The 23397-nt window shown below is 65.2% G+C and carries 21 protein-coding genes; 11 read left to right on the top strand and 10 right to left on the bottom strand.

Annotated features, from left to right (window positions below; genetic code table 11):
• The first annotated feature begins 91 nt into the window (after positions 1-91).
• Both gcvT and gcvH read left to right on the top strand, forming a co-directional pair.
• Entirely contained in the window at positions 92-1204 is a 1113-nt protein-coding gene (gcvT, locus tag CR156_RS14000) for a glycine cleavage system aminomethyltransferase GcvT (protein ID WP_100553269.1), read from the top strand.
• Positions 1205-1298: 94 nt separating this feature from the next.
• Positions 1299-1694 carry a glycine cleavage system protein GcvH gene (gene gcvH, locus CR156_RS13995; protein ID WP_100553268.1) on the top strand — a complete coding sequence of 132 codons (396 nt, stop codon included), beginning with the start codon at positions 1299-1301 and terminating at the stop codon, positions 1692-1694.
• 70 nt (positions 1695-1764) lie between these two features.
• On the opposite strand, the gene CR156_RS22750 is transcribed toward gcvH, so the two are convergent.
• Positions 1765-2286 carry a hypothetical protein gene (locus CR156_RS22750; protein ID WP_133120089.1) on the bottom strand — a complete coding sequence of 174 codons (522 nt, stop codon included), beginning with the start codon at positions 2284-2286 and terminating at the stop codon, positions 1765-1767.
• Between the two features lie 184 nt (positions 2287-2470).
• Between CR156_RS22750 and CR156_RS13990 the strand changes: the two genes are divergently transcribed.
• Complete coding sequence (locus tag CR156_RS13990) at positions 2471-3010, top strand: histone (protein WP_089236507.1); 540 nt, start codon at positions 2471-2473, stop codon at positions 3008-3010.
• Between the two features lie 72 nt (positions 3011-3082).
• Here CR156_RS13990 and CR156_RS13985 read toward each other — a convergent pair whose 3' ends face one another.
• Positions 3083-3994, bottom strand: coding sequence for a LysR family transcriptional regulator (locus CR156_RS13985; protein ID WP_100553267.1), 912 nt, complete (start codon positions 3992-3994; stop codon positions 3083-3085).
• Between the two features lie 112 nt (positions 3995-4106).
• On the opposite strand from CR156_RS13985, the gene CR156_RS13980 reads away from it, so the two are divergent.
• A complete protein-coding gene (locus tag CR156_RS13980; RefSeq protein ID WP_100554177.1) occupies positions 4107-4865 on the top strand; it encodes an SDR family NAD(P)-dependent oxidoreductase in 759 nt (252 codons plus the stop codon).
• A 127-nt stretch (positions 4866-4992) separates the two neighbouring features.
• On the opposite strand, the gene CR156_RS13975 is transcribed toward CR156_RS13980, so the two are convergent.
• Positions 4993-6393 (bottom strand): serine hydrolase domain-containing protein, encoded by a 1401-nt coding sequence (locus tag CR156_RS13975; RefSeq protein WP_089236505.1) that lies wholly within the window; start codon positions 6391-6393, stop codon positions 4993-4995.
• Between CR156_RS13975 and CR156_RS22980 the strand changes: the two genes are divergently transcribed.
• From CR156_RS22980 to CR156_RS13965, 3 genes are all read left to right on the top strand, one after another.
• Positions 6335-6550, top strand: a complete 216-nt coding sequence (locus tag CR156_RS22980; protein WP_165780957.1) for a hypothetical protein — start codon at positions 6335-6337, stop codon at positions 6548-6550. The two genes, CR156_RS13975 and CR156_RS22980, sit on opposite strands and share 59 nt — an antisense overlap.
• Before the next feature lie 130 nt (positions 6551-6680).
• The gene (locus CR156_RS13970; protein ID WP_100553266.1) at positions 6681-8009 is read left to right on the top strand and encodes an NTP/NDP exchange transporter; all 1329 of its coding nucleotides are present in this window, start codon (positions 6681-6683) and stop codon (positions 8007-8009) included.
• A gap of 76 nt (positions 8010-8085) precedes the next feature.
• Positions 8086-8436 (top strand): DUF1304 domain-containing protein, encoded by a 351-nt coding sequence (locus CR156_RS13965; RefSeq protein ID WP_100553265.1) that lies wholly within the window; start codon positions 8086-8088, stop codon positions 8434-8436.
• Between the two features lie 507 nt (positions 8437-8943).
• Here the strand turns inward: CR156_RS13965 and CR156_RS13960 are convergent.
• The 3 genes from CR156_RS13960 to CR156_RS13950 all read right to left on the bottom strand — a co-directional run bounded on the left by CR156_RS13960 (position 8944) and on the right by CR156_RS13950 (position 12867).
• Positions 8944-9411: a hotdog fold domain-containing protein gene (locus CR156_RS13960; protein WP_100553264.1), complete on the bottom strand. Its 468-nt coding sequence runs from the start codon at positions 9409-9411 to the stop codon at positions 8944-8946.
• Between the two features lie 64 nt (positions 9412-9475).
• Positions 9476-11953 (bottom strand): acyl-CoA dehydrogenase, encoded by a 2478-nt coding sequence (locus CR156_RS13955; protein WP_100553263.1) that lies wholly within the window; start codon positions 11951-11953, stop codon positions 9476-9478.
• A complete protein-coding gene (locus tag CR156_RS13950) occupies positions 11950-12867 on the bottom strand; it encodes an alpha/beta fold hydrolase (RefSeq protein ID WP_033831779.1) in 918 nt (305 codons plus the stop codon). Before CR156_RS13950 ends, CR156_RS13955 begins: the two co-directional genes overlap by 4 nt.
• Before the next feature lie 142 nt (positions 12868-13009).
• Between CR156_RS13950 and CR156_RS13945 the strand changes: the two genes are divergently transcribed.
• Positions 13010-13612: a TetR/AcrR family transcriptional regulator gene (locus CR156_RS13945; protein ID WP_025877807.1), complete on the top strand. Its 603-nt coding sequence runs from the start codon at positions 13010-13012 to the stop codon at positions 13610-13612.
• 139 nt (positions 13613-13751) lie between these two features.
• Here the strand turns inward: CR156_RS13945 and CR156_RS13940 are convergent, their stop codons facing one another.
• From CR156_RS13940 to hslO, 3 genes are all read right to left on the bottom strand, one after another.
• The gene (locus CR156_RS13940; protein ID WP_033831778.1) at positions 13752-16508 is read right to left on the bottom strand and encodes a TonB-dependent receptor plug domain-containing protein; all 2757 of its coding nucleotides are present in this window, start codon (positions 16506-16508) and stop codon (positions 13752-13754) included.
• Positions 16509-16882: 374 nt separating this feature from the next.
• A complete protein-coding gene (locus tag CR156_RS13935) occupies positions 16883-17737 on the bottom strand; it encodes an XOO1806 family protein (protein WP_032952038.1) in 855 nt (284 codons plus the stop codon).
• A gap of 120 nt (positions 17738-17857) precedes the next feature.
• Complete coding sequence (gene hslO / locus CR156_RS13930) at positions 17858-18751, bottom strand: Hsp33 family molecular chaperone HslO (RefSeq protein ID WP_100553262.1); 894 nt, start codon at positions 18749-18751, stop codon at positions 17858-17860.
• A 77-nt stretch (positions 18752-18828) separates the two neighbouring features.
• On the opposite strand from hslO, the gene mtgA reads away from it, so the two are divergent.
• From mtgA to CR156_RS13915, 3 genes are all read left to right on the top strand, one after another.
• Positions 18829-19578 (top strand): monofunctional biosynthetic peptidoglycan transglycosylase, encoded by a 750-nt coding sequence (gene mtgA / locus CR156_RS13925; protein ID WP_100553261.1) that lies wholly within the window; start codon positions 18829-18831, stop codon positions 19576-19578.
• A 111-nt stretch (positions 19579-19689) separates the two neighbouring features.
• The gene (locus tag CR156_RS13920) at positions 19690-20709 is read left to right on the top strand and encodes a glycosyltransferase family 2 protein (RefSeq protein WP_100553260.1); all 1020 of its coding nucleotides are present in this window, start codon (positions 19690-19692) and stop codon (positions 20707-20709) included.
• Positions 20669-21100 (top strand): CBS domain-containing protein, encoded by a 432-nt coding sequence (locus CR156_RS13915; protein ID WP_025877817.1) that lies wholly within the window; start codon positions 20669-20671, stop codon positions 21098-21100. The genes CR156_RS13920 and CR156_RS13915 overlap by 41 nt, the downstream gene beginning before the upstream one ends.
• A 233-nt stretch (positions 21101-21333) precedes the next feature.
• Here the strand turns inward: CR156_RS13915 and CR156_RS13910 are convergent, their stop codons facing one another.
• Positions 21334-23307 (bottom strand): AsmA family protein, encoded by a 1974-nt coding sequence (locus CR156_RS13910; RefSeq protein WP_100553259.1) that lies wholly within the window; start codon positions 23305-23307, stop codon positions 21334-21336.
• Positions 23308-23397 lie beyond the last annotated feature (90 nt).

Genomic DNA, 23397 nt, shown 5'->3' with positions numbered 1-23397 from the left:
CCAACATCCCCCCGCTGCGCTGCGGCGCGACCTGCGGCCGACCGATCTGGGATAATGCGCGTTCTTGTTTCCTCTGCTGCCGGACCCGGTCATGACCCAGAAGACGCTGCTCAACGATACCCACCGCGCCCTTGGCGCCAAGATGGTCGATTTCGGGGGTTGGGACATGCCCATCCACTACGGCTCGCAGCTGGACGAGCACCACCTGGTGCGTCGTGAGTCGGGCGTGTTCGACGTCAGCCACATGACCGTGGTCGACCTGCGCGGCGACCAGGTCAAGCCGTTCCTGCGCCGCCTGCTGGCCAACTCGGTCGACAAGCTCAAGGCCACCGGCAAGGCGTTGTACTCGTGCATGCTGAATCCGCAGGGCGGCGTCATCGACGACCTGATCGTCTATTACCTGGGCGAAGACTTCTTCCGCATGGTGGTCAATGCCTCCACCCGCGAGAAGGATCTGGCGTGGCTGCGCGAGCAGGCGGCGCCGTTCAACGTCTCCGTCGAGCAGCGTCCGGACCTGGCGATCCTCGCCGTGCAGGGTCCGCAGGCGCGCGACATCGTCATCGGCCTGGCCGGCGAAGCCGACCGTGAGTCGCTGGGCAAGCTCGGCCGCTTCGCCGCGCTGCAGGTGCAGTCCGATGACGGCGTTGAACTGTTCGTCGCCCGCACCGGCTACACCGGCGAAGACGGTTTCGAGATCCTGCTGCCGCAGGATGCCGTGGTCGCGTTCTGGAACCGCCTGCTTGCTGCTGGCGTGAAGCCGGCCGGCCTCGGCGCGCGCGACACCCTGCGCCTGGAAGCCGGCATGAATCTGTACGGCCAGGACATGGACGAAGCGATCAGTCCCTACGAAGCGGCGCTGGCCTGGACGGTGTCGCTGGACGAAGGCCGCGACTTCATCGGCCGCGATGTGCTGGAGGCGCAGAAGGCCGCTGGCAACGCACGCCAGATGATCGGCCTGGTGATGGATGAGAAGGGTGTGCTGCGCCATGGCCAGGCGGTCACCACGGCCGGCGGCCAGGGCGAGATCCTGTCCGGCACCTTCTCGCCGACCCTGGCCAAGGGCATCGCATTCGCGCGCGTACCGGCCGGTGAACTCGGTCAGGTCACCGTCGACATCCGCGGCCGTCAGGTGCCGGTGCGGGTGGTCAAGTTCCCGTTCGTGCGCGAAGGCCAGGCCCAACCCGGCGTGCTCACCGACGCATGATCCAAACGTGCCGGTCGTCACTGCCAGCAGTGGCGGCCGGTTGGTTACACTAGCCCCGTTTTTTCCACCCCCTGCATATCTCTGGAGCAGTCCCATGAGCGAGATCCCCGGCGACCTCAAGTTCCTCAAGTCCCATGAGTGGGCCCGTGTCGAAGGCAATGGCCGCGTGACCGTCGGTATTTCCGACCACGCTCAGGGCCTGCTGGGTGACCTGGTCTACGTCGAGCTGCCGGAAGTCGGCACGACCGCCAAGGCCAACGAGCAGATCGCGGTCGTCGAGTCGGTGAAGGCCGCCTCCGACGTCTACAGCCCGATCAGCGGCACCATCGTCGAGGTGAACTCGTCGCTGGCCGACAAGCCGGAAACCATCAACGAAGACGCCTACGGCGACGGCTGGATGTTCGTGGTCGAAGTGTCCAACAGCGAAGAGCTCAACGAGCTGCTGGACCCGGACGCGTACGCCGAAGGCCTGGAAGACGAAGAGCACTGAGTCGTCGTTTCCCCGGTACGAAAACGGCCACCCTCGGGTGGCCGTTTTCGTTTTGGAGGACGCGTCGAACTTATGCCGACCGGTTCGCCGCATGCCATCGCCATGGCATCAGCCGGTGTTGAGCGCGGCCAAAAGGCGTGCGCAGTTTTGCGCAAATCCGCGTTTCCACCCCCGCGGCGGCGCGCCCGGATGTGAAAAGTTTTTGGCCTTGTTGCAGGTCCGTTGTGCTGGCGTTGGCGAGTGCATCGCCGTGCACGACCACGTCGCCGTGTGGCGTTCCACTCCAGGCCTCTACATGACGCAGAGTGCTTGTTTCAAGTGTTTTTTCTTCGCTGTTGGTACGCAGCCGATGGCAGCGACGATGCGCGATGCCGTGTTTGCCGGCGCTCGCGGAGCAACATCGGCAGGCGCGGGAAGGGCTCCCGGGACGCGGCGGATGTGAAAATTTTTCGCGGGGGTTGTTGACAGTAAAAAAAACCGTGATTAGGTTTCGCCTCAGCAGACCTTGCCTGCCAAACCGAGTGCGCAGAATCAATCGTCCGATGCGAAGCAGCCCCTCGAAGACCACCGCGATCCTCAAGACGGTGGACATGGCCCCGCTTCCCCCGGAGAAATGCAAGGCGACCCCTGTTCCGATGCCTGCTCCGCCGATCGTGGCGGGCATCACCGCATCCGTAACGGCGCGCCTGACGCGCCGGCGGTCCCCGCACGCAGCATGGGCGGGTTTGATCCACCTGGGCGTTTCAACTCCCTATCACTGACGAGGAGCCATCACCATGGCAACCAAGAAAGCTGCGAAGAAAAAGCCCGCCGCCAAGAAAGCGGTGAAGAAGGTCGCCAAGAAGGCCGCTGCCAAGAAGGCAGTGAAGAAGGTCGCGAAGAAGGCGACCGCCAAGAAGGCAGTGAAGAAGGCTGCCAAGAAGGTCGCCAAGAAGGCCACGGCGAAGAAGACAGTGAAGAAGGCTGCGAAGAAGGTAGCCAAGAAGTCCACTGCCAAGAAGGCCGTAAAGAAGACCGCGAAGAAGGCCGTCAAGAAGGTAGCCAAGAAGGCCACCAAGAAGACTGCCAAGAAAGCCGTAAAGAAGACCGCCAAGAAAGCTACTGCCCGCAAGCCGGCCAAGAAGGTCGCCAAGAAGGCAGTGAAGAAGGCGGTGAAGAAGACCGCCAAGAAGGCGGTGAAGAAGACTGCGAAGAAGGCCACCAAGAAGGCTGCCCCGAAGAAGGCTGCCAAGAAGGTTGCCAAGCGCAAGCCGGCCGCCCGCAAGAAGAAGGCCGCCCCGGTGGCCCTTCCGGCAACTCCGGCACCGCTGATCTAAGTACTTCCCGATAGCCGTACCCTGAGACCCCTTCCCCGACTGCCCAGCGGGGAGGGGGTTTTTTTATGGGCATCATTTTGGCTGGCTGCGATGGCCAGCTGCTTCCCAGGGAAACCGCTCGACCAGGAAATCCACGAAGCTGCGCAGCCGGGTCGAGTGATAACGGTCGTGCGGATAGACCACATGCATGGGCCGACCGCGCTGACCAAGTTCCGGCAGCAACGGGACCAGGCCACCCGCATCGATGTCCGCTGCCAGCAGCAGGCTCGACTGCAGGATGATGCCCAAGCCCTGCAGCGCGGCCAGCCGCAACGCTTCGCCGTTGTTGATCTGCAGGCGTCCCGAGGGCGGCTGCACCGCCGACGTTGCCTCGTTGCCCAGCCAGTGCGACAGCGCAGCCGGATCCAGCGACAGGCATTGATGCTTCTGCAGCGCCTGCGCGCTGTGCGGCGTGCCATGCCGCGCGAGATAGGCCGGTGATGCACACAAGGTCAGCCGGTAGGGGCTGAGCGGACGCGCTACGAGATGGCTGGTGTCGGCAAGCGTACCGATGCGGATGGCCGCCTCGAATCCCTCTTCGGCCAGTTCGACCACGCGATCGGTCAGGACCAGTTCGATACTGACCTCGGGGTAGCGGTCCATGTAGGTCGACAGTGCCGGCACCAGCGCATGCGTGCCGAAGATCACCGGTGCACTGATCCGCAGCTTGCCCGCCGGTGCCAGATGGTGATGCTGTGCCTGCGCATCTGTTTCCTCCACCAGGTGCAGGATCTCCTTGCAGCGGCCGTAGTAGGCCTCACCGAAAGCGGTCATGTGCTGCCGTCGCGTGGTGCGGCTCAACAGCTGCATGCCCAGCCGTTCCTCCAGGGCGCGCAGGTGCTTGCCGGCCATCGTCGCGGAGATGTCCAGTGCCGACGCCGCGGCACTCAGGCTGCCTTTTTCCACGGCCAGCACATAGACCTGCATGCTCTCCAACAGGTTCATCTGACACCCCGGGTTCTGAATGTTGAAACCTCGCCGGAGTTTATCAATCGAGGGTATTCAAAGAGCATGTCCGCGCGGCCAGATGGGCCGGCAGAACCTGGCAGGGCAGCACATGAAACTGGATCTTGAAGGACGTACCGCGCTGGTCACCGGCGCAGGCAGTGGCATCGGCGCCGGTGTCGCGCGGGTGCTGGCAACGCTGGGTGTGCGCGTGGCGATCACCGCGCGGCGGCAGGCGCCGTTGCAGTCGGTGGCGGCCGCGATCGAGGCGGCGGGTGGGCCGGTACCGGTGGTGGTGATGGGTGATCTGACCGACGCCGACGATGTGCAGCGCATCGCCAGCGCGTCGCTGGAGGCGCTGCAGCGCGTGGATATCCTGGTCAATGCGGCCGGTGGTGCGCGGCTGGCCGGGGTGGCTGCAGCAGACGACGTGTGGGACGAGGCGATGGCGCTGAACTTCTCGGCAGCACGACGGTTGACGCAGGCGTTGCTGCCGTCGATGCGGGCCAATGGCTGGGCGCGTGTGATCAACCTCAGCGGCTCGATGGAGCCGCGCGCGGTGAATGCCGCGAGCCCTGCGAAGGCGGCGCTGCATCTGTGGAGCAAGGGGCTGTCCTGCGACGTGGCGGGCGAGGGCATCACCGTCAACGCGATTGCACCAGGGCGTATCAACAGCGCGCAGATTCTGGATCGGCTGCATCCCACCGAAGAGAGCCGACGTGAGTTCATCGCCCGCAACATCCCGATGGGGCGCTTCGGCGAACCGGAGGAGGTAGCGCACCTGGTCGCGTTCCTGGCTTCCCCGTTGGCGGGGTACATCACCGGCGCGGTGATTCCGGTGGATGGCGGAATGCACTACTTCGCCCACTAGCGCTGCGGAACGGTAGAGCCGAGCTAGGCTCGGCTGCTTGAATCAGCCGAGCATGGGCTCGGCTTTGCAACAACAAAAAAAGGGCGACCCGAGGGCCGCCCTTCTGCTTACGGTCGAGCTCGCCGGCTCAGCGCGGCGAGGCCACCGCGCGGTTGCCCGAGGCGCCCTTGCCCTTGCGCTTGTCCTGCTGTGCCGGGGCGGCGCCCTCGGCCATCAGGTTGTCGCTGCCGAAGTCGGTGTCCACGTCCAGCCAACGCTGCGACGGCAGGCCGAGGGCGGCGTCGAGCACGGTCGGCAGCAGGCCGCTGGGCAGGCCGCTTTCACCGTTCCACATGATGGCGATGCCGAGGTCGCGCTCGGGCACCAATGCCACCAGGCCCCGGTAACCCTGCACGGCGCCGGCATGGAACACGACATCGTGACCGGCGTAGTCGAAGGTGCGCCAGCCGAGCGCGTAGCCGGCCGAGTGCAGGCGTTCGCGGCGCCAGCCCGAGCGCATCTCGCCCGGCGTGTTGATCAGGCTGGAGTGCAGGGTGGCCAGCAGCGGCGCCGGCAGCACGTCCGGACGGTGGCCGGTATGGGCCAGCAGCCACTGCGCCATGTCACTGGCACTGGCGTTGACGCCGGCAGCCGGGGCAACGCGGTAATAGGTCGGCTTCGGCGTCAGCGATACCCAGCCGTTGCGGCTGCGCACGTGCGGGCGTGCCCAACGCGAGCTGGCCTGGATGCCGGCCAGGCCGAGGCTGGCATCGTTCATGCCCAGCGGCTTGAAGATGCGGCGTTCGACCGACTGCTCGTAGAAGCTGCCGGAGGCGGCATACACGACGTCGCCGATCAGGCTGAAGGCCACGTTCTGGTAGGCGTAGCAGTCGCCCGGCAGGCACTTCAGGCCGGTGTTGGCCAGCTTCTGGGTCAGCGCGTAGTACTCGGCATTGCCTTCGATGTCGCGGTCGTAGGCGTTGTACGGCAGGCCGACGCGATGGCTGAGTACATCGGCCACGGTCAGGCGGTCGGTGGCCTCCGGCGAGTTCAGGCGGAAGCCCGGCACATAGTCGGTGACCTTGCTGTCCCAGCGCAGGGTGCCATCGTTGACCAGCAGGCCAGCCATGGTGCCGGCGAAGGCCTTGGACAGCGACGCCAGGCGGAACACGGTGTGGGCGTCGACTGGCAACGGGTTGTTGACGTCGGTGACGCCGTAGCCGCGCGCGCTGAGCACGCGGCCGCCCTGCACGATGGCCACCGCCATGCCCGGCACGCGCTCGCCATAGGTGAGCTGCTGCGCCATCGATTCGATGTTGGCGACGTTGAAGCCGGCGGCCGGCAACTGCACCTGCGGCACCAGGCCGGTGCGGTAGGCCGCTGGCTGGGTGTGGGCAATGGCGCCACCGGCAGCGGTCTCGATGTTGGTCGGCATCGGCGGCAGGGCCGGCGGGGTCTGCGCGGTGGTGGACAAGGCAAGGGGCATCAACATGCCCAGCAAACCGGTGGCCGCCGAACGGATCGGACGACGCAGGCTGTTCTTTTTCATCGGTTGGAACCCGTGCGCGACTGCTGGGGATGATTCTAGCGCCGCTTTTCGCCTGTGCACAAACAAAGCGAAGATGAATGCGCATCTTGTTGAAAAAGTTGGATTTTTGACGCCGCAAAAGCGGGTATCAGAAGGTGTCGTGCGTGGGATGCCGTGACACTTCGTTGCAGCCATCGGTGCAGCCCGCGCTGGCGATGTTGCAGTGCATTGGATAACGTACGCGCTTCACTGCCCCCGGAGCCTGCCATGCCGCTGTCCAACCGCCGTTCGCTGGCGAGGGGAGCCGCGTGAGCGCGGCCGGGACAGGCGGTCCGCTGAAGAAGCTGGTCGCAGCGCTGCGCGAGTCACCGGCGCTCTGGTGGTCGTTCCTGTACTTCTTCTGCCTGCTCAGCGGTTACTACGTGCTGCGCCCGGTACGCGAGGCGATGGCCGCCTCGGCCGACCTGGAGACGGTGTTCCCACCGATGCTGATCGCCTGGTTCGCCAGCCATGGCATCGCGCTGAAGGACTTCGTCCTGCAGTTCCTGTTTTCCTGCGTGTTCGTGATCATGCTGGTGCTGCAGCCGGTCTATGGCTGGCTGGTCAGCCGCTTCCCGCGGCGGGTGTTCCTGCCGGCGGTGTATGGCTTCTTCATCGTCAGCCTGTTGGGCTTCTACGCACTGTTCTACAGCGACGTGCCCGGGCGCGGCATGGCCTTCTTCTTCTGGATCAGCGTCTTCAACCTGTTCGCCGTAGCCGTGTTCTGGAGCTTCATGGCCGACGTGTTTTCCAATGCGCAGGCGCGGGCGTACTACGGTTATATCGGTGCGGCCGGCACGGTCGGCGCCTTCCTTGGCCCGTTCATCACCAGTGTGCTGGTGCAGCGGGTGGGCATCGCCAACCTGATGCTGGTGTCGGCCGGCTTCCTGATGGTCTGCCTGCTGTGCATCTGGCGCCTGCGGCACTGGGCGGTGCTGCGCGAGCATGAACAACAGTTGGTGTCGGGCGAGAAGCCGATGGGCGGCAGCGTGCTGGATGGCTTGAAGCTGATCGTGCGCGAGCCCCTGCTGCGCTGGCTGGCGATCATGGTGCTGTTTGGCGTGGGCGTCGGCACCCTGCTGTACAACCAGCAGGCCACCATCGTGCGTGCCTCGTTCACCGATGCGGGCGCTGCCACCGCGTTCTTCTCGCGCATCGACCTGGCGGTGAATGCGCTGGCATTGCTGATGCAGCTCGGACTGACCCGTTGGCTGCTGTCGCGCCATGGCATCGCACCGGCGTTGCTGATTCCGGGCTTTGCGATCCTGATCGGCTTCTCGGTGCTGGCCGCCTCGCCTATGCCGCTGATGGTGGCGGTGGTGCAGGTGATGACCCGCGCCAGCGAATTCGCCCTGGCCAAGCCGGCCCGCGAAACCATCTACACCCGCGTGGACCGCCAGTGGCGCTACAAGGCCGGCGCAGCGATCGACACCGTGGTCTATCGTGGTGCCGACCTGAGCTTCGCCTGGCTGCACAAGGGGCTGTCGCTGTTCGGCTCGCACGTGGTGTTCATCGGTGGCGTGGTGGTGGCTGCCTGCATGACCGCTGCGGCGTTCGGCGTGCTGCGCGAAGAAAAGAAGCTGCCGCGCGATCGTTGATTTTCCGGGGTCAGATCCCTTTCCCTGCGGGAAAGGGATCTGACCCCATTCTCCATCCCTGTTCAAGGAACCGCCCATGTACTGGATCGCGCTCGCCCTGACCCTGCTGGTCGCACTGCTGCACGTTTATTTCCTGGTGCTGGAAATGTTCCTGTGGACCCGCCCGCTGGGTCTGAGGACGTTCCGCAATACGCCGGAGAAGGCGGAGACCACGCGCGTGCTGGCGGCCAACCAGGGCTTGTACAACGGCTTCCTGGCGGCAGGCATCGTGGTGGGGCTGGTGCTGGCGCAGCCGGTGCTGGTGACGTTCTCGCTGGCGTGCGTGGTGGTGGCGGGGTGCTATGGCGCGTACAGCGTGAGCCGGCGCATTTTCATGATCCAGGCGGTGCCGGCGATCCTGGCGTTGATCCTTCGCGCGGTGGCGTGAGTTTCCAGCCAATGGCTGAGCCCCTCGTGGGTTGGTCGCTGGGAGCAGGTCATGTGGTTGGGTCGGGCGGGTTGGGTTCGCGGGGGACGCCGCAAGTACGTCCCTGTAGGCTTGGCCGCGGCATCCATGCCGCGGACACCCCCGCGAACCCAACCCGCCCGACCCCTGACAGTTTCCGTGCGCGGCCAGCCCACGGAGAAGAAAAAGAAGATCAAGAGCAACAGCGGGTCGCTGCGCTCGTGGGTTCTGCGCGCATGAAAAAAGCGGCCACCGGGCCGCTTTTGTTTTTGCTTTTGCTCTTCTTTTTTCTCTTGCGTGGGTGGACGCCGCAGAGAACTGTCAGAGGCCGGAGGGCTGGGGCCGGGCGGGGTATCCGCGCCATGGATGGCGCGGCTAAGCCTACAGGGACGTACTTGCGGCGTCCCCGCCTGGCCCCACCCCTCCGGCCCAACCCATGACCCGCTTCCAGCGACCCACCCACGAGGGGCCGAGCCGTTCGCGGGAACATCACTTCGCCGGCGACAGCCACATGTCGATCACCGCACTGAATACCTCCGTGCCCGCGCGGTCGCGCACGCTCACCGTCACCGGCAACGCGTAGCCTTCCGCCGCCACCACGATCGGCTGCGCCGGCAACGCCGTCGCGTGCAGCGTGCCGCGGGCCTTGGCCAGGTATTGCACCTGCATCCCCTTGGGGATCCAGCGCATGCCCTTCGGCAGCGACGCATCGACCATCAGCCCGGCGGTCAGCTCGGCCAGATTGCACATCGCGATCGCGTGCACCGTGCCGATGTGGTTGCGCACCTTGCGGCGGTCGACGAGCGTGCCCTCGCAGCGGCCGTTCTCGAGGAGAGTGATGCGCGGGGCGATGCTGGCAAAGTAGGGTGCCTTGAAGCACACCGCGCGCGAGAACAACCAGTTGCCGGCAGGCCAGCGCTGCAGGCGATGGTAAAGCGTAAGCAGTGGAGCAGACATCGGGTGTCTCCCTAAAGAAACGGCGGACCGAAGTCCGCCGTTGTCGTTTACATGGTGGCTGCGATCACGCGGCCTGCGACTGCGCGCCCTTCTGTTCGCGCTTGTAGTAGCCCGCCGAGCGCAGCTCTTCCGGATCGAAGTCGTCCACGGTGATGGTTTCCAGGGTCAGCGTGCGCAGCTCCTCGAGCAGGGTGCGCTCGTCCTGGGTGATCACGCCTTCGGCCACGGCCTCGTCCAACTGCGTGACGAAATCCAGCGCTTCGATGCCCTTGGTCTTGAGCGCCTTGATGAACTTGCGCTCCACCGGCTCGGCCATGATCGCCTTGCTCAGGTAGCTGTTGATGCGGCCACCCGGGTTGTTCTCGCACGGGGTCAGGAACACGCCGCTGGCGAGGCGGTCACGGGCTTCGTTCGGTGCCATCAGCAGCGCAGCCACGCGACGGCTCAGGCGGTCGCCCGGGGCCTCGGCACGGCGGCCCAGCGGGAAGATCAGTGCCCACATCAGCCAGCCGATCGGACGGATCGGGAAGTTGCGCAGGGCCGCCGACAGCGACTCCTCGATCTTGTGCACGCTGTCATGGAAGGCCCAGGCCAGCAGCGGCTGGTCGGCCTGCGGAGCGCCTTCGTCGTGATAGCGCTTGAGCATGGCGCTGGTCATGTAGACGTGGCTCAGCACGTCGCCCAGGCGGCCGGACAGCGATTCCTTGAACTTCAGCTTGCCGCCCAGCGTCATCATCGAGATGTCGGCCATCAGCGCCAGGTTGGCCGAGTAGCGGTCCAGCTTGCGGAAGTAGCGGCGGGTGTAGGCATCGCCCGGGGCGGCACCGAAGCGCGCGCCGGTCAGGCCGAACCAGAACGAACGCACGGCATTCGAAATGCCGTAGCGGATGTGGCCGAACAGGCTGCGGTCGAAGTCCTGCAGGCCGGTACGGGTGTCCGGATCCTGCGCGGCCTTCATTTCCTTCAGCACCCACGGGTGGCAGAGGATCGCACCCTGGCCGAAGATCAGCAGGCTGCGGGTCATGATGTTGGCCCCTTCCACGGTGATCGCGATCGGTGCGGCCTGCCAGCTGCGGCCGGCGAAGTTGCGCGGCCCCAGGATGATGCCCTTGCCGCCGATCACGTCCATCACGTCCGAGATCACTTCACGGCTCATGTTGGTGCAGTGGTACTTGGCGATCGCCGACGGCACCGACGGCACGTCACCGCGGTCCACAGCGGCAGCGGTGGCCTGCGACAGCGCGCTGATCTTGTACGCCTTGCCACCAATGCGGGCCAGCGCTTCTTCCACGCCTTCGAAGCGGCCGACCGACAGGCCGAACTGCTTGCGGATGCGCGCGTAGGCACCGGTCACCACCGCGCCGGCCTTGGCACCGCCACTGGCGGTGGAGGGCAGGGTGATCGAGCGGCCTACGGCCAGGCACTCGTTGAGCATGTTCCAGCCCTTGCCGGCCTTCTCGGCGCCGCCGATCAGCTGGGTCAGCGGGATGAAGACATCCTTGCCACGGATCGGGCCGTTCTGGAAGGTCGAGTTGAGCGGGAAATGGCGACGGCCGATTTCCACACCGGCGGTGTCACGCGGCAACAGGGCCAAGGTGATGCCGATATCGCGGGTGGTGCCGATCAGGCCATCCGGGTCGTACATGCGGAAGGCCAGGCCGATCAGCGTGGCCACCGGGGCCAGCGTGATGTAGCGCTTGTCGAAGGTGAGCTTGACGCCGAGCACCTGCTCGCCGTTCCACTCGCCCTTGCAGACGATGCCGTAATCGGGGATCGAGGTGGCGTCCGAGCCGGCGAACGGACCGGTCAGGCCGAAGCAGGGCACTTCGCGGCCATCGGCCAGGCGCGGCAGGTACTGGTCCTTCTGTTCCTGGGTGCCGTAATGGTTGAGCAGCTCACCCGGGCCCAACGAGTTCGGTACGCCAACGGTGGAGCTGACCACGCTCGACACTGATGCCAGCTTCTGGATCACCTTGTGGTGGGCCAGCGCGCTGAAGCCCAGGCCGCCGTATTCCTTCGGAATGATCATGCCGAAGAACTTGTTCTTCTTGATGAAGCTCCACAGTTCCGGCGGCAGGTCGGCATGGACGTGGGTGATCTCCCAGTCGTTGACCATCTTGCACAGCTCTTCGACCGGGCCATCGAGGAAGGCCTGTTCTTCAGCACTCAGCTGCGGCTTGGGGTAGTTCAGCAGGATGTTCCAGTCCGGGTCACCGGTGAACAGTTCGCCTTCGAAGCCGACCGAGCCGGTTTCCAGGGCGATGCGCTCGGTCTGCGACAGCGGCGGCAGCACCTTGCGGAACACCTTCATCATCGGGCCGGTCAGCAGCGGCTTGCGGATGAACGGCAGCAGCAGCGGCACGACGATCACGGCCAGTACGGCGGCAGCGACGATCGTGGCGGTCTGGTTGACGTAGGGAATGAACCAGCAGGCGACCAGCAGGGCCACGCTGATCAGCGTCCAGGTCAGCAGGCGCATGCGGTGGTAGGCAACGAACGCGCCTGCCAGCAGCAGGGCGAGGAAGGGAATGACGAGGCTCATGAGCGTGCTCCGGTGACGTGCTCGTTTATGGCGGACGAAGCTGCAGCATCCGCTGCGGGCAACACGTCCAGATAGTCCAACACAGTAGCGGTAAAGGCGTCGTTGTCATCACCGGCGACCATGTGCGTGGCCTGCGGCAACTGTACGTGGCGCGCGTGCGGCGCCAATGCCAGGAATTCGGCCACCGTCTGCGGGGTGACCAGATCGCTGCGGCCACCGCTGACCAGCAGCAGGGGGCACTTCACCTGGCGCGCGGCCTCGGCCAGTGCATCCTGGTGCTGCTCGCTGTCGCGGGCCAGTTCGGCCACCAGGCGCGGGTCCCAATGCCAGCGCCAGCGGCCGTGGCCATCTTCGCGCAGCAGGGCGCGCAGTGAATCCTCGGATTTGCGCGGGCGGTGCGGCACATAGGCCGAAATCACATCGGCAGCCTGCGACAGCGAGGCGAATCCTTCCGGGTGCGCGGTCATGAAGGCGAGGATGCGTTCGACGCCAGCGGTGTCCCAGCGCGGGGTGATGTCCACCAGCACCATGGCCGAGAACAGCCCGGGCCAGCGTGATTCGGCCAACAGGCCGAACAGGCCCCCCATGGACGCGGCCACCAGCACCGGCGGTCGCGGCTGCTCGCCGGCCAGCACGATCAGGTCATCGGCGAACTGCTCGCCGTGATAGGCCAGATCGGCCGCATTCCAGTCGGAATCGCCATGACCGCGTGCGTCGTAGGCCAGTGTCTGCAGGCCAGCGGCCGACAGTGCTTTGGCCGTGGTCGTCCAAGCGTGGCGGGTCTGGCCAAAGCCGTGTGCGAACAGCACGCGTCCGCGACGGCCGGAGGTGCTGGCAGTTGCAGCCAGCGAGGCGCCGTGGGCAGCCTCCAGGCGCAGGTCATGGAATGCAGCGGGAGTAGGGGACATAACCATACTCGCTAGTATGGATTGCTTCTGCAGGAAGTCAATACTGCACGGTATGGTGCGCTGCAGGAATCCCTTCTGGCCCGGCTGCCGACGGTTTCGGCCGCAACCGCGTACTGCAACGAACCCCGGCGTATGGTTAAATCAGCAAATGAATCAACCTGACGCTTCCGCCGGCGAACCGCGTGCCGGCCGCAACAGCCGCCTGAGTGCCGAAGACTGGGCCCAGGCGGCCCTCGATCTGATTGCCGAGCAAGGTGTCAGCGCCGTCGCGGTGGAGCCGCTGGCGCGCCGCCTTGGCGTGACCAAGGGCAGTTTCTACTGGCACTTCCCCTCGCGTGATGCGCTGCTGCAGGCCGCGCTGGAACGCTGGGAACTGTTCGAGCAGGAACAGGTGTTCGGCAGCCTGGAAGACGTGCCGGACCCGCGCGTGCGCCTGCGCCAGCTGTTCCAGATGGTGGCGCACGAAGTACAGCCGCACATCATCTACAGCGAGTTGCTGAAGGCGCTGGACCATCCGATGGTGCGGCCGGTGATTGACCGCGTGTCGCAGCGGCGGCTCGATTACCTGATCGCCTCCTTCCGCCAGGCGGGCCTGAGCTCGACCGATGCGCGCCATCGCGCACGCCTGGCCTACGCGGCATATGTGGGCTTCCTGCAGTTGTCGCTGCAGCTGCAGCAGCCCAAGCAGGCGCGCGAGGACTTCGAAGCGTATGTCGAACACCTGATCGACACGCTGATTCCGAACGGCTGAGGCGTTCTTCATCGCTGGATGCAGAAAGGCCGCGGCAGTGCCGCGGCCTTTTTCTTTGGTGTTGACGCCAGCAGCGAACGCACAAAAAAACAACGGCCCCTTTCGGGGCCGTTGCTGCATCAGCTGATCAGTGGATCGATCAGAACTTCTGCTTGTACTGCATGTACATGTAACGGCCCGGCAGGTCGTACTGCGGGTCGAACATGTTGTACGAGGTCGAGTACGAGACCGGCGGCTGCTTGTCCCATGCGTTGTTCAGACCCAGCATGATCGTGCCCTTCCACGGGGTGTTGTAGCGCACCTGGATGTCGTGGTAGGTGGTCGATGCCATGTGGTTCTTGCCGTTCTGGCCGTCGGAGCAGTAGCCCACCAGGTCGGAGTCGCGCACCGGATCGAACGGACATTCTTCGGTCATGCCCGACTTGTAGCGCAGACCGTAGTTCACGCCGAAATCACCGTAGGACCAGTCGACGTACAGGTTGGAACGGATGCGCCAGTACGGATCCTGGTCGAGGTAGCGACCGGCACGGCCGTCGACCGGAGCATCTTCGGTGGACTTGGTGTCCCACTTGGACAGATAGGTGCTGTCCCAGCTGACGGTGAACTGGCCGAACGAGGTTTCCGGCAGCTTGTACAGGACGCCCACATCCCAGCCTTCCACCTTGTACGAGGACAGGTTCTGCAGCGGCATGTCGACGTTGGTGATGGTGTAGCGCTGGGTCGCGGTGCCGTAGGTCGGGTCGCGGGTGATCAGGCCGCAATAGGCTGCCTGTTCCTGCGGTGAACCACCGTAGCAGCGATCCATGATGTCGCCGATCGCCGGACGGGTGATGGCGTCTTCGACCTCGATCTGCCACCAGTCCACGGTGACGTTCAGGCCGGTCACGAAGCTCGGGCTCCACACCAGGCCCAGCGTCTTGCTGGTCGAGGTTTCCGGCTTCAGATTCGGGTTCGACTTCCAGGTGAACGCTTCCGGCGTCTGCTTGTTGGCGCCGCTGCCGGCACCCGGCTGCTGGAAGTTCGCCGGTACGCCTTCAGCCGCGCACTGCGCGGCCACCGCACCGGTGCGACGACCGCTGGAGGCCGAGCACGGATCGGCATAGGTTTCGAACGAATCGGCGTCGCCGCGATACAGGTTGTTGATGCTCGGCGCACGGAAGCCTTCGGAGTAGTTACCACGCACCATCAGGTCATCGATCGGCTTCCAGCGGAAACCGAACTTGTTGTTGGTGGTGTTGCCGAAGTTGCTGTACTTCGAGTAGCGCGAAGCCACGCTGAAGTCGAGCAGCTTGGCACCCGGCAGGTCAGCCAGCACCGGGATCGACAATTCCAGGAAGAACTCGTCCAGGTCGTAGGCGCCCTTGGTCGGTGCCGCGCCGTTGCCGGTGCTCAGGCCAGCGGCAATGAACGCGTCCGGATCGAACTGGCCACTTTCCTTACGGCCTTCATAACCTGCTGCGAAACCCAGCGCACCTGCCGGCAACTGCACGATTTCACCGGAGATGTTGGCGTAGTAGCTCTTGGAAACCAGGCTGGCCGAGTCATGCGCGGTGAAGGAGGCGTAGTCCAGTGCTTCCTGCGAGATCGAGCCCAGCCCGCCCAGCGGATTCATCGGCACGCAGCCCGGAATGACAGCGCCGGCTGCGGTCAGACAGACAGCCTGGCCACCCTGAATTGCCGACGGGCCATAGGCTTCGTTCAAGCGCTGGACGTTGAACAGGCCGTAGGTCAGATCATTCTGGTCGGTCTTGTCGTAACGGTAGCCGACGTCCCAGTCGAAGTTGCGGTCGGCGAATTCGAAGAAGCCCTCGAAACCACCGTAGAAGTGCCAGTTCTTGACGTTCTGGTTGAACGAACGGCCGCCGGTTTCATTGAAGCGGCGATTCACGCCGGTCAGGTCCTCGCCGAACGGGTTGTAGATGCTGCTGGCGCTCAGGCGACGGCCGGTCACCGGCATCGCCGCGAGCAGCTGCTCGGACTTGCGCTCGTTGTACATCGCCTCGGTACGGAAGGTGATGTTGTCGGTGACGTTGTAGGAACCGGTGGCGAACAGCGAGGTGCGTTCCTGCGGGGTCAGCAGGTAGTTGTCCGGCGAGGTGTTGTAGCCATGCACGTCGCTGTCGAACGGGGTCTGCACGCCGTTGATGAGTACATAGCGCTCGTCATCGCGGATGTAGGAGCCCGGGATACCGGTGCTGCTCTGACCGCCGAAGAACGGCGGGCCACCGGCTGAGATCTTGCGATCACCAGCCATCACGGTGCCTTCCTTCACGTAGGACACGCCGAGCACCAGCGACGCGCGGTCGGTGGTGGTGCCGATGGTGAAGTCGGCAGCCTCGCGCTCGCCGTCGCCCTGGCTGTACTGGCCCTTGTAGAAGTTCGCTTCGGCGCCGTCGAAGTTCTGCTTGGTGATGATGTTCACCACGCCGGCGATGGCATCCGAACCGTAGATGGTCGAAGCGCCGTCCTTCAGGACGTCGATCCGCTCGATCATCGCAACCGGGATCGTGTTGAGGTCGACGCTGCCATCCAGGCCGGTGGTCCAGCGACGGCCGTTGACCAGCACCAGGGTGCGTTCGGCACCGAGGTTGCGCAGGCTGATGCCGGACGTACCGTCGCCGCCATTGTTGAAGGTACGGTTCAGTGCGGCACCGTTGGCGGCAACGCGCTGCAGGATGTCGGCGACCGAGGTCACGCCCTGCTTCTCGATGTCGGCGCGGGTCAGGCTCAGGACCGGCTGCGAGGTTTCGATATCGGTGCTCTTGATGCGCGAACCGGTTACCGAAATGCGATCCAGGTTGGTCGCTTCCTGCGCCTGGGCTGTTACGGACGTCGCCGCACCGGCGATCAGCGCGACGACGACAGCGTCACGCAGCTTGTTGGACTGGAAATTCATTGGCTCTCTCTCTCCAAGAAATCTTGGCTGGGGTAGTGCCTGCGCGGCGGAGTCCAAAAGAGGGCTCCAAAATCGCGAGGCTGAATCGATAGTAACGGCCCTCTGCCAAAAATTAAAGCTGTGTTAATTCACGCTGTGGTTACACATGAATGCGCTTCGATTTCTTTTATTTCAACAAGTTATGCTGGTGCGCGGGCGGGCGCCACTGCGTCTGCCCGCCTCCGAAGCACAAAAAAGTTTCAGTTGATGCATGTCGTGATGTATCTGTTTGTAACAGATGAGTGCTTTTCGCACTTGACAGAGGTGTCCGGAAACAATTCGGGCGCCCCAGGGCGCCCGATGTTGAACACTGCTTGTTACCAGTCGATGAGCGGCTACAGATCCTGCTCGTAGCGCACGTACGGCACGGTGCCGTCATCGTTGCTTTCATTGCGCGGGGAGAACGGGTTCTTGCCGCGGCTGATGACGTTTTCCGCGCCGACGGTGAGCTGGCCGGACCACGGGGTGCGCCAGGTCAGGCCGATGCCCAGGCCTTCCCATTTGCCGGGCTTGCCGGGAACGTCAACCACGCGACCGATGATGCTGCCACTGAAATTGCCGTAGCCGGCGCCCAGGCTCAGGCTCTTGCTGTCCCAGCGGTCGACGATGGCCGGCGAGGCGTCAGCCAGCGGTACCAGGCGTGCCTTGGCATACGTGCCGGCGATGGAGACAAAGCCTTCGCGACCGATGTTCTTCTGTGCGAACACGGTCAGATCATTCTGTTCGGCGCGCAGCGAGGGGGTCTTGCTGGGCGTCGCCAGCCAGGCGGGCAGGGTCTCGCGACCGGTGCCGGCAGTGATTCCCAGGCGGCCGGTACCACGGTTGAGCGCGGCGGTGCCGGTCAGACGCCGGTTGGAGCCGATGGCGTCATCGTCGTCACCCAGGCTGGCCAGCATGCAATGGCTCGCCAGTCCGCTGATGCTCGAACCGCTGCTGCTGTTGCACAGCAGGCCCAGCGAGTCGCCCGAGGACAGGCCGAACGCTGCATCGAGCGAATTGCGGCCGAAATGCCAGCGTGCGCCGACGGCCTGTTCACCGGTCGGCTCCAGGTACAGCAGCGCCTCGACCTTGCCACTGCCCTTGTTCCAGACCGGAATCACGGTGCGGGTGTCCTTGCTCTGCGCATGCACGCCCGTGATCGCGCCAAGGGCGATCAGCAGGGCCAGCGGTAGACGCAGGAAGGTACGCATCGGACCAGTTCAGACAGTGACGGACAGTGAAAGTTCCCGCTGGGGCGGGAACTCGATCCTAGGGTGTTTATGAATTCTTAACAAGCCTTGTTCCTCCCCAGATACAAGACTCATTCGTTTTTACTGAAGACGTTCAGGTGCCGGTACAGCCCCCTTGGCACCGTGGAACAGTATGCCGAACTCCGTCAACGGAAAGTGATACTCCTGTCCGCAGAATTCGCAACGTACGTCCACCGCACCGGTATCTTCGGCAGCGGCACGGGCCTCTTCCTCGCCCAGCGAAAACAGCATCGAGGCGACCCGTTCACGCGAGCAGGAGCAGGCGAAGGACAGGGCCTTGTCACCCACCAGCTCCGCCTTCTCCTCGTGGAACAAGCGGTGCAGCAGTTCCTCGGCCGGGGTGGCCAGCAGCTCCGCCTTGCCCAGGGTGTCGAACAGCGCGCTGGCGCGGGCCCAGCCGTCGTCGTCGCCCTCGTCGCCCGGCAGCTTCTGCAGCAGCAGGCCGGCAGCGCCGTCGCGGCCGGCGGCCAGCAGCAGGCGCGTCGGCAACTGCTCGGACTGGCGGAAGTAGTCCTCGAACGCTTCATCCAGTTCCGGCGCGGTCAGTGCGACCAGGCTCTGGTAGCGCTGCGGTTCGCGCGGATCCAGGCCCGGATTCTCGATGGTGATGGCCAGCAGCGAGTCCTGGCCCAGGTCGGTCAGGTCGCGGGGGGCGTCACCGCCTTCGGCCAGCTGGACGATGCCGCGCAGGGTGCCGGCGGCAGTGCATTCGGCGAACAGCGTGCGCAGGGCCGTGTTGCTGCGCAGCTGGATCGACAGGCGGCCGTCCACCTTGGTGTGGCCGGTGAACAGCGCCGAGGCCACGCAGGCCTCGCCGAGCAGTTCGGTGGCACTGTCCGGATACTCGCCGTGGGACTGGATGTCCTGCCAGGTGGCCTGCAGGCGCACGTGGACGCCACGGACACCGGCGTCGGGGAGCAGGAAACGGATAAGGGAATCGGATTGGGCGGTCATCGGCTCACATCGCGCGGAAACGGGGATGGTTGCCGGATAATGCGCCGACAACCAGGCATAAGAAGGATGCACCAGTAATGGGGGCAGGGGGAGAGCAGGACAAGGTAGTGGCCGCCGCCGAAACGGCGCCGCGTCGGCGCTGGCGCTGGAAGCGGCTGCTGTGGCTGCCGGTGCTGTTCGTGGCCTTCAGCTGCCTGCAGGTGCTGGTGCTGCGTTTCATCGATCCGCCGCTGTCCACGGTGATGGTCTGGCGTTTCGGCGAGGCACTGGGTGAAGGCGACTGGTCCTACCGGCTGCACTACCAGTGGCGGGACCTGGACCAGATGGCGCCGAGCCTTCCCATTTCGCTGGTAGCCGCGGAGGACCAGCGCTTCCCTGACCACAGCGGATTCGATCTGCAGGCCATTGAAAAGGCGCGCGACCACAACGCGCGCGGCGGGCGCCTGCGCGGGGCCAGCACGATCAGCCAGCAGGTGGCCAAGAACCTGTTCCTGTGGCAGGGCCGCAGCTGGATCCGCAAGGGCCTGGAGGTCTGGTACACGGTGCTGATCGAAGCGTTCTGGCCGAAGCAGCGGATCCTGGAGATGTACGCCAACATCGCCGAGTTCGGCGACGGCGTGTACGGCGCACAGGCGGCGGCGCAGACATTCTGGGGCAAGGACGCCGCGCGGCTGAGCCCTGCGGAGAGCGCACGTCTGGCGGCAGTGCTGCCGGCGCCGCGTCGCTACAACGCGGCCAAGCCAGGCCCGTACGTGCAGCGGCGCGCGGCGTGGATCCAGCGGCAGGCACGGCAGCTGGGTGGAGCGGGGTATCTGGCCGAGGATTGAGGGCGCCGACAGCAGCGGCGTCCGTGGTGCCTTTGCTTCTGGTGCCGGAAGCGGGTGGCGTGAACGGTGGACTGGCGGGCTGCACGCCCGTCAACCACGTACAATCCGGCGATGACTCGTGAGCGTCTTACCTTCGTCATCGCCGCGCACAATGAAGAGCTGGTTCTACCCCAGCTGCATCCGCGATTGTGCGCGGTACTGGACGGCCTGGCCGGAATCGATGGACACATCCTGTACGTGGATGACGGCAGCAGTGACACGACCTGGTCGTTGATCGCATCGCTGGCCCAGGCCGACCCGCGGGTATCGGCGCTGAAGCTGTCGCGCAACTTCGGCAAGGAGGCGGCGCTGACCGCCGGCCTGGACCATGTGCGCGAAGGCGCGGCGATGATCCTCGACGCCGATGGCCAGGACCCGCCGGAACTTGTGCCGCACTTTGTCGAGCGCTGGCGCGAAGGCTACGACAACGTCTATGGCACCCGTCTGGTGCGTGACGGTGAGAGCTGGAGCAAGCGTGCTGCCGCATCGGTGTTCTACCGGGTGATCGGCCGCCTCTCGCGCACGCCCATCCCTGCCGATACCGGCGATTTCCGTTTGCTGTCGCCGCGCGCGCTGAGCGCACTGCGCGAGATGCGCGAACGTCACCGGTTCATGAAGGGGCTCTTCAGCTGGGTCGGCTTCCGCCGCGTGGCGGTGCCGTATCACCGGCATGCCCGTTTGGCCGGCAGCAGCAAGTTCAGCCTGTGGCGGCTGTGGAATTTCGCGCTGGAAGGCATCACCGGCTTCTCGACGGTCCCGCTGCGGGCGGCCACCTACATGGGGCTGGCCACCGCGGGCGTAGCCTTCGTGTTTGCCATCTGGGTGATCGCCAAGGCCGCGATGTATGGCGACCGGGTGGCCGGCTGGCCGACGATGATGGCGGTGATCCTGTTCCTGGGGGGCGTGCAGTTGATCGCGCTGGGGCTTATCGGCGAGTACCTGGGACGCCTGTACGAGGAGTCCAAGCAGCGGCCGTTGTACCTGGTTGACGCATGGTTGGCCCCTTCCGTGGCAGACTCGGAGCTGCAACCCACCCTGGGAGGGCAGGCAGATGACGTCGGTACGGCAACTGTTGGACGGCAAGTCCCCTGAAGTGCATGCGGTCGCGCCTGGTGCGGCGGTGATCGATGCGATCCGGCTGATGGCGCAGAAGGGCATCGGTGCGGTGCTGGTGATGGACGGACCGCGACTGGTCGGGATCCTGTCCGAGCGTGATTACGCACGCAAGATCGTGCTCCACGATCGTTCGTCGCGCGATACGGCGGTGTCGGAGATCATGACCGCGAAAGTAGTGACAGTGAGTCCCGGTGAGCAGGTAGAACACTGCCTGCAACTGGTGACCGATTACCGCATCCGCCATCTGCCGGTGGTCGAGGGCGGGCAGGTACTTGGGGTGATTTCCATCGGTGACCTGGTGAAGTCGGTGATCGATGCGCAGCGGCGCGAGCTGGATCAGCTGCAGCAGTACATCGTGGCGGGGTAAGTTTGTCGCTGGCGGGCCTGCGGCCCGCCGGCCCGCTTTTTCAAGCAACTGCCAAAGCCAAAGCCAAAGCAGCGCCTTCCTGTTACGCAGGGGAGGCGTCGGGTGCGGCTGGGCAGGACACGCCGTAAACCCATCCATGGGGGCTCGGTCGGCGCATCCATGCGCCTCACGGTCCTGCCCAGCCGCACCCGTCACCCTCAAGCCAAGATCAACAAACGCGCCGAACGACCGCTCTATTTCGCGTAGTGCCCACCGCAGTCGGCATCCTTGCCCGGGCCCAGTTCGATGGTGGCCAGCAGTGCCGCCGGCGGCGCGATGCTGCCCAGCGTCAGCGCCACCGCACCACGGATACCCAGCGCCTTGAAGTCCGGACGGAACGACGGGTCCTTGAAGGTGCCACCGATGCGCAGCGGCGAGCGCAGTACCAGGATGCTCCTGTCCTTCGGTCGTGGCTTCAGCAGCAGGTCCAGTGTTTCATCGCGCAGGCTGACATCGCCCTCGCCGAGGATGATCGTGTCGGTGGTGTCCACTGCCATCGACCGGGTATGCATCAGGCCCTCGCGCACGCCGAAATCGGCGAAGGCGCAGCGCAGCGGAATCTGTTTGTCGCCGGTGAACAGGAATTTCAGCGACTCGGTGATGTCCAGCCCCGCCACTTCCATCAGCAGGTTGCCGACATGGCCGCGGCCCATGCCCAACGCCACGTTGCCGCTGCTGCTGCCGAGCATCGCCGCGATCGAGTTGCCGTTGCCGGTCAGATCAATGTCGCCGCTGATCCCACCCTTGGCCTGCTCGGCCAGCTTGGCATCGGGGAACAACTGGCCCAGCTGCACGCCGCGCACGCTGGCCTTGAGCGAAGTGGCGATCTGCGGGCGTCGTGCGTCCATGCGGATCGTGCTGCGGATGTCGCCGCCGGCAACGCCGAAGTTCAGCGGGTCCAGCCGCAGCACACCATCATCCAGCAGCAGATGCGCATCCATGTCGTCCAGCGGCAGCTTCGGCGCATTGATGCGCTGGGCCTTCCAGCGCACGTCGGCATCCATCGCACGCAGCTTGCCCAGGTTGTACGGGGTGGCTGGCAGCACCTTTGCGCTGGCGGCCACGCGCGCAGCCTCGGCTCTCTGTTCTGCATTGGCGGTCTCGCCGCCACCGGTCTTCGGCGGTGCACCGACGAAGCCGGCAAGGTCATCGAAATCCAGACGACGCGACACCAGGTTCGCGGTCATCCGTGGGCGTTCCCGGGAGACATCGAACTGCACATCGCCGCCCAGATCGCTGTCGCCGACTTTGCCGGTGAAGCGCTCGTAGCGCCACACCTGGTGATCACGCTTCAGGCGACCATCCAGGGCATATGGCGGGGAGGGCGGAATGGCGATGCCCAGCAATGGATAGAGGTCGGCCAGGTCGTTGCCGCTCAGCGCGAACTGCAGGTCGAACACCTGCAGCTGGAACGGGTTGGTCAAGGTGCCGCTGGCAATGGCATGGGTCGCGCCAGCGCGGCCATCAAGGTGGATGCGGAAGGGATGGCCGCTGTCGGTCAGTTCAAGCGGCGATTCGGTGCCACCACTCAGGATGAAGGGATTGCCCCGCCAGCGGCCTTTGCCGGCCACCAGCAACGGTGGTGCGGCGTCGGCCCGTTTCGGTTCGCCGCTGCGCACGTTTACCAGGATATCGGTGCGGCCGAGCGCGTCGAGGAACTGCAGGCGGCCATCATCGATTCGCAGGCCCTTGAGCTGCGGCGTGGTGCCGCCCTTGCTGTCGCCGAGGAAGTTCCAGTTGCCCGGGTCACCTTTGCGCGGCGCCGTCTCCAGCAGTACGTCAGGGCGGGTCAGGCGGACTTCGGGAAGCTGCACGTTGCCGCGCAGCAGTGGCCACACGCGCACGTCGATCTCGACCCGGTCGGCGCTGGCCATGTTCGGCTGTTTCGCCCACGGCGCATTGGCGAAGGTGAGGGTATCGGCGCGCACAGTGGTGGTGCGGCCGAGGTCGACATCCAAGTTGCCGATGTGCAGGGCGCGCCCGGTACGGGCCTGCACCGCACGTTCCACCGGGCCCTTGAACCAGTTCCAGTCCCAGAGGGCGATGAGGACCAGGATCGCCGCGAACAGGAACACCAGCACGGCGAGCCAACGCTGCCCGCGTGGGCCGGGGCGACGCAGGCGCCAGCGCGACGCCTTGGGAGCAGCAGGAGCAGAGGCAGCATTCACGCTGTCATGGTTGCCCCGTCGCGGTGGACGGGGCGCGAAGCGTTCATGTGCATGGCGTGCAGAGCGAACGCTTGCTTGCCAGGCAGGGCC

Origin of the sequence: Stenotrophomonas lactitubi (genome assembly GCF_002803515.1) — a bacterium.
Taxonomy (GTDB): Bacteria; Pseudomonadota; Gammaproteobacteria; order Xanthomonadales; family Xanthomonadaceae; genus Stenotrophomonas; species Stenotrophomonas lactitubi.
This window is presented reverse-complemented; position numbering and strand designations above follow the sequence as displayed.

Bases quoted from the DNA above. Each gene is read 5' to 3' on its own strand.
- gcvT (WP_100553269.1), top strand. From the start codon at position 92: ATGACCCAGAAGACGCTGCTCAACGATACCCACCGCGCCCTTGGCGCC.
- gcvH (WP_100553268.1), top strand. From the start codon at position 1,299: ATGAGCGAGATCCCCGGCGACCTCAAGTTCCTCAAGTCCCATGAGTGG.
- CR156_RS22750 (WP_133120089.1), bottom strand. From the start codon at position 2,286: ATGTCCACCGTCTTGAGGATCGCGGTGGTCTTCGAGGGGCTGCTTCGC.
- CR156_RS13990 (WP_089236507.1), top strand. From the start codon at position 2,471: ATGGCAACCAAGAAAGCTGCGAAGAAAAAGCCCGCCGCCAAGAAAGCG.
- CR156_RS13985 (WP_100553267.1), bottom strand. From the start codon at position 3,994: ATGAACCTGTTGGAGAGCATGCAGGTCTATGTGCTGGCCGTGGAAAAA.
- CR156_RS13980 (WP_100554177.1), top strand. From the start codon at position 4,107: ATGAAACTGGATCTTGAAGGACGTACCGCGCTGGTCACCGGCGCAGGC.
- CR156_RS22980 (WP_165780957.1), top strand. From the start codon at position 6,335: ATGCCCAGCAAACCGGTGGCCGCCGAACGGATCGGACGACGCAGGCTG.
- CR156_RS13975 (WP_089236505.1), bottom strand. From the start codon at position 6,393: ATGAAAAAGAACAGCCTGCGTCGTCCGATCCGTTCGGCGGCCACCGGT.
- CR156_RS13965 (WP_100553265.1), top strand. From the start codon at position 8,086: ATGTACTGGATCGCGCTCGCCCTGACCCTGCTGGTCGCACTGCTGCAC.
- CR156_RS13960 (WP_100553264.1), bottom strand. From the start codon at position 9,411: ATGTCTGCTCCACTGCTTACGCTTTACCATCGCCTGCAGCGCTGGCCT.
- CR156_RS13955 (WP_100553263.1), bottom strand. From the start codon at position 11,953: ATGAGCCTCGTCATTCCCTTCCTCGCCCTGCTGCTGGCAGGCGCGTTC.
- CR156_RS13950 (WP_033831779.1), bottom strand. From the start codon at position 12,867: ATGGTTATGTCCCCTACTCCCGCTGCATTCCATGACCTGCGCCTGGAG.
- CR156_RS13945 (WP_025877807.1), top strand. From the start codon at position 13,010: ATGAATCAACCTGACGCTTCCGCCGGCGAACCGCGTGCCGGCCGCAAC.
- CR156_RS13940 (WP_033831778.1), bottom strand. From the start codon at position 16,508: ATGAATTTCCAGTCCAACAAGCTGCGTGACGCTGTCGTCGTCGCGCTG.
- CR156_RS13935 (WP_032952038.1), bottom strand. From the start codon at position 17,737: ATGCGTACCTTCCTGCGTCTACCGCTGGCCCTGCTGATCGCCCTTGGC.
- hslO (WP_100553262.1), bottom strand. From the start codon at position 18,751: ATGACCGCCCAATCCGATTCCCTTATCCGTTTCCTGCTCCCCGACGCC.
- mtgA (WP_100553261.1), top strand. From the start codon at position 18,829: ATGGGGGCAGGGGGAGAGCAGGACAAGGTAGTGGCCGCCGCCGAAACG.
- CR156_RS13920 (WP_100553260.1), top strand. From the start codon at position 19,690: ATGACTCGTGAGCGTCTTACCTTCGTCATCGCCGCGCACAATGAAGAG.
- CR156_RS13915 (WP_025877817.1), top strand. From the start codon at position 20,669: ATGACGTCGGTACGGCAACTGTTGGACGGCAAGTCCCCTGAAGTGCAT.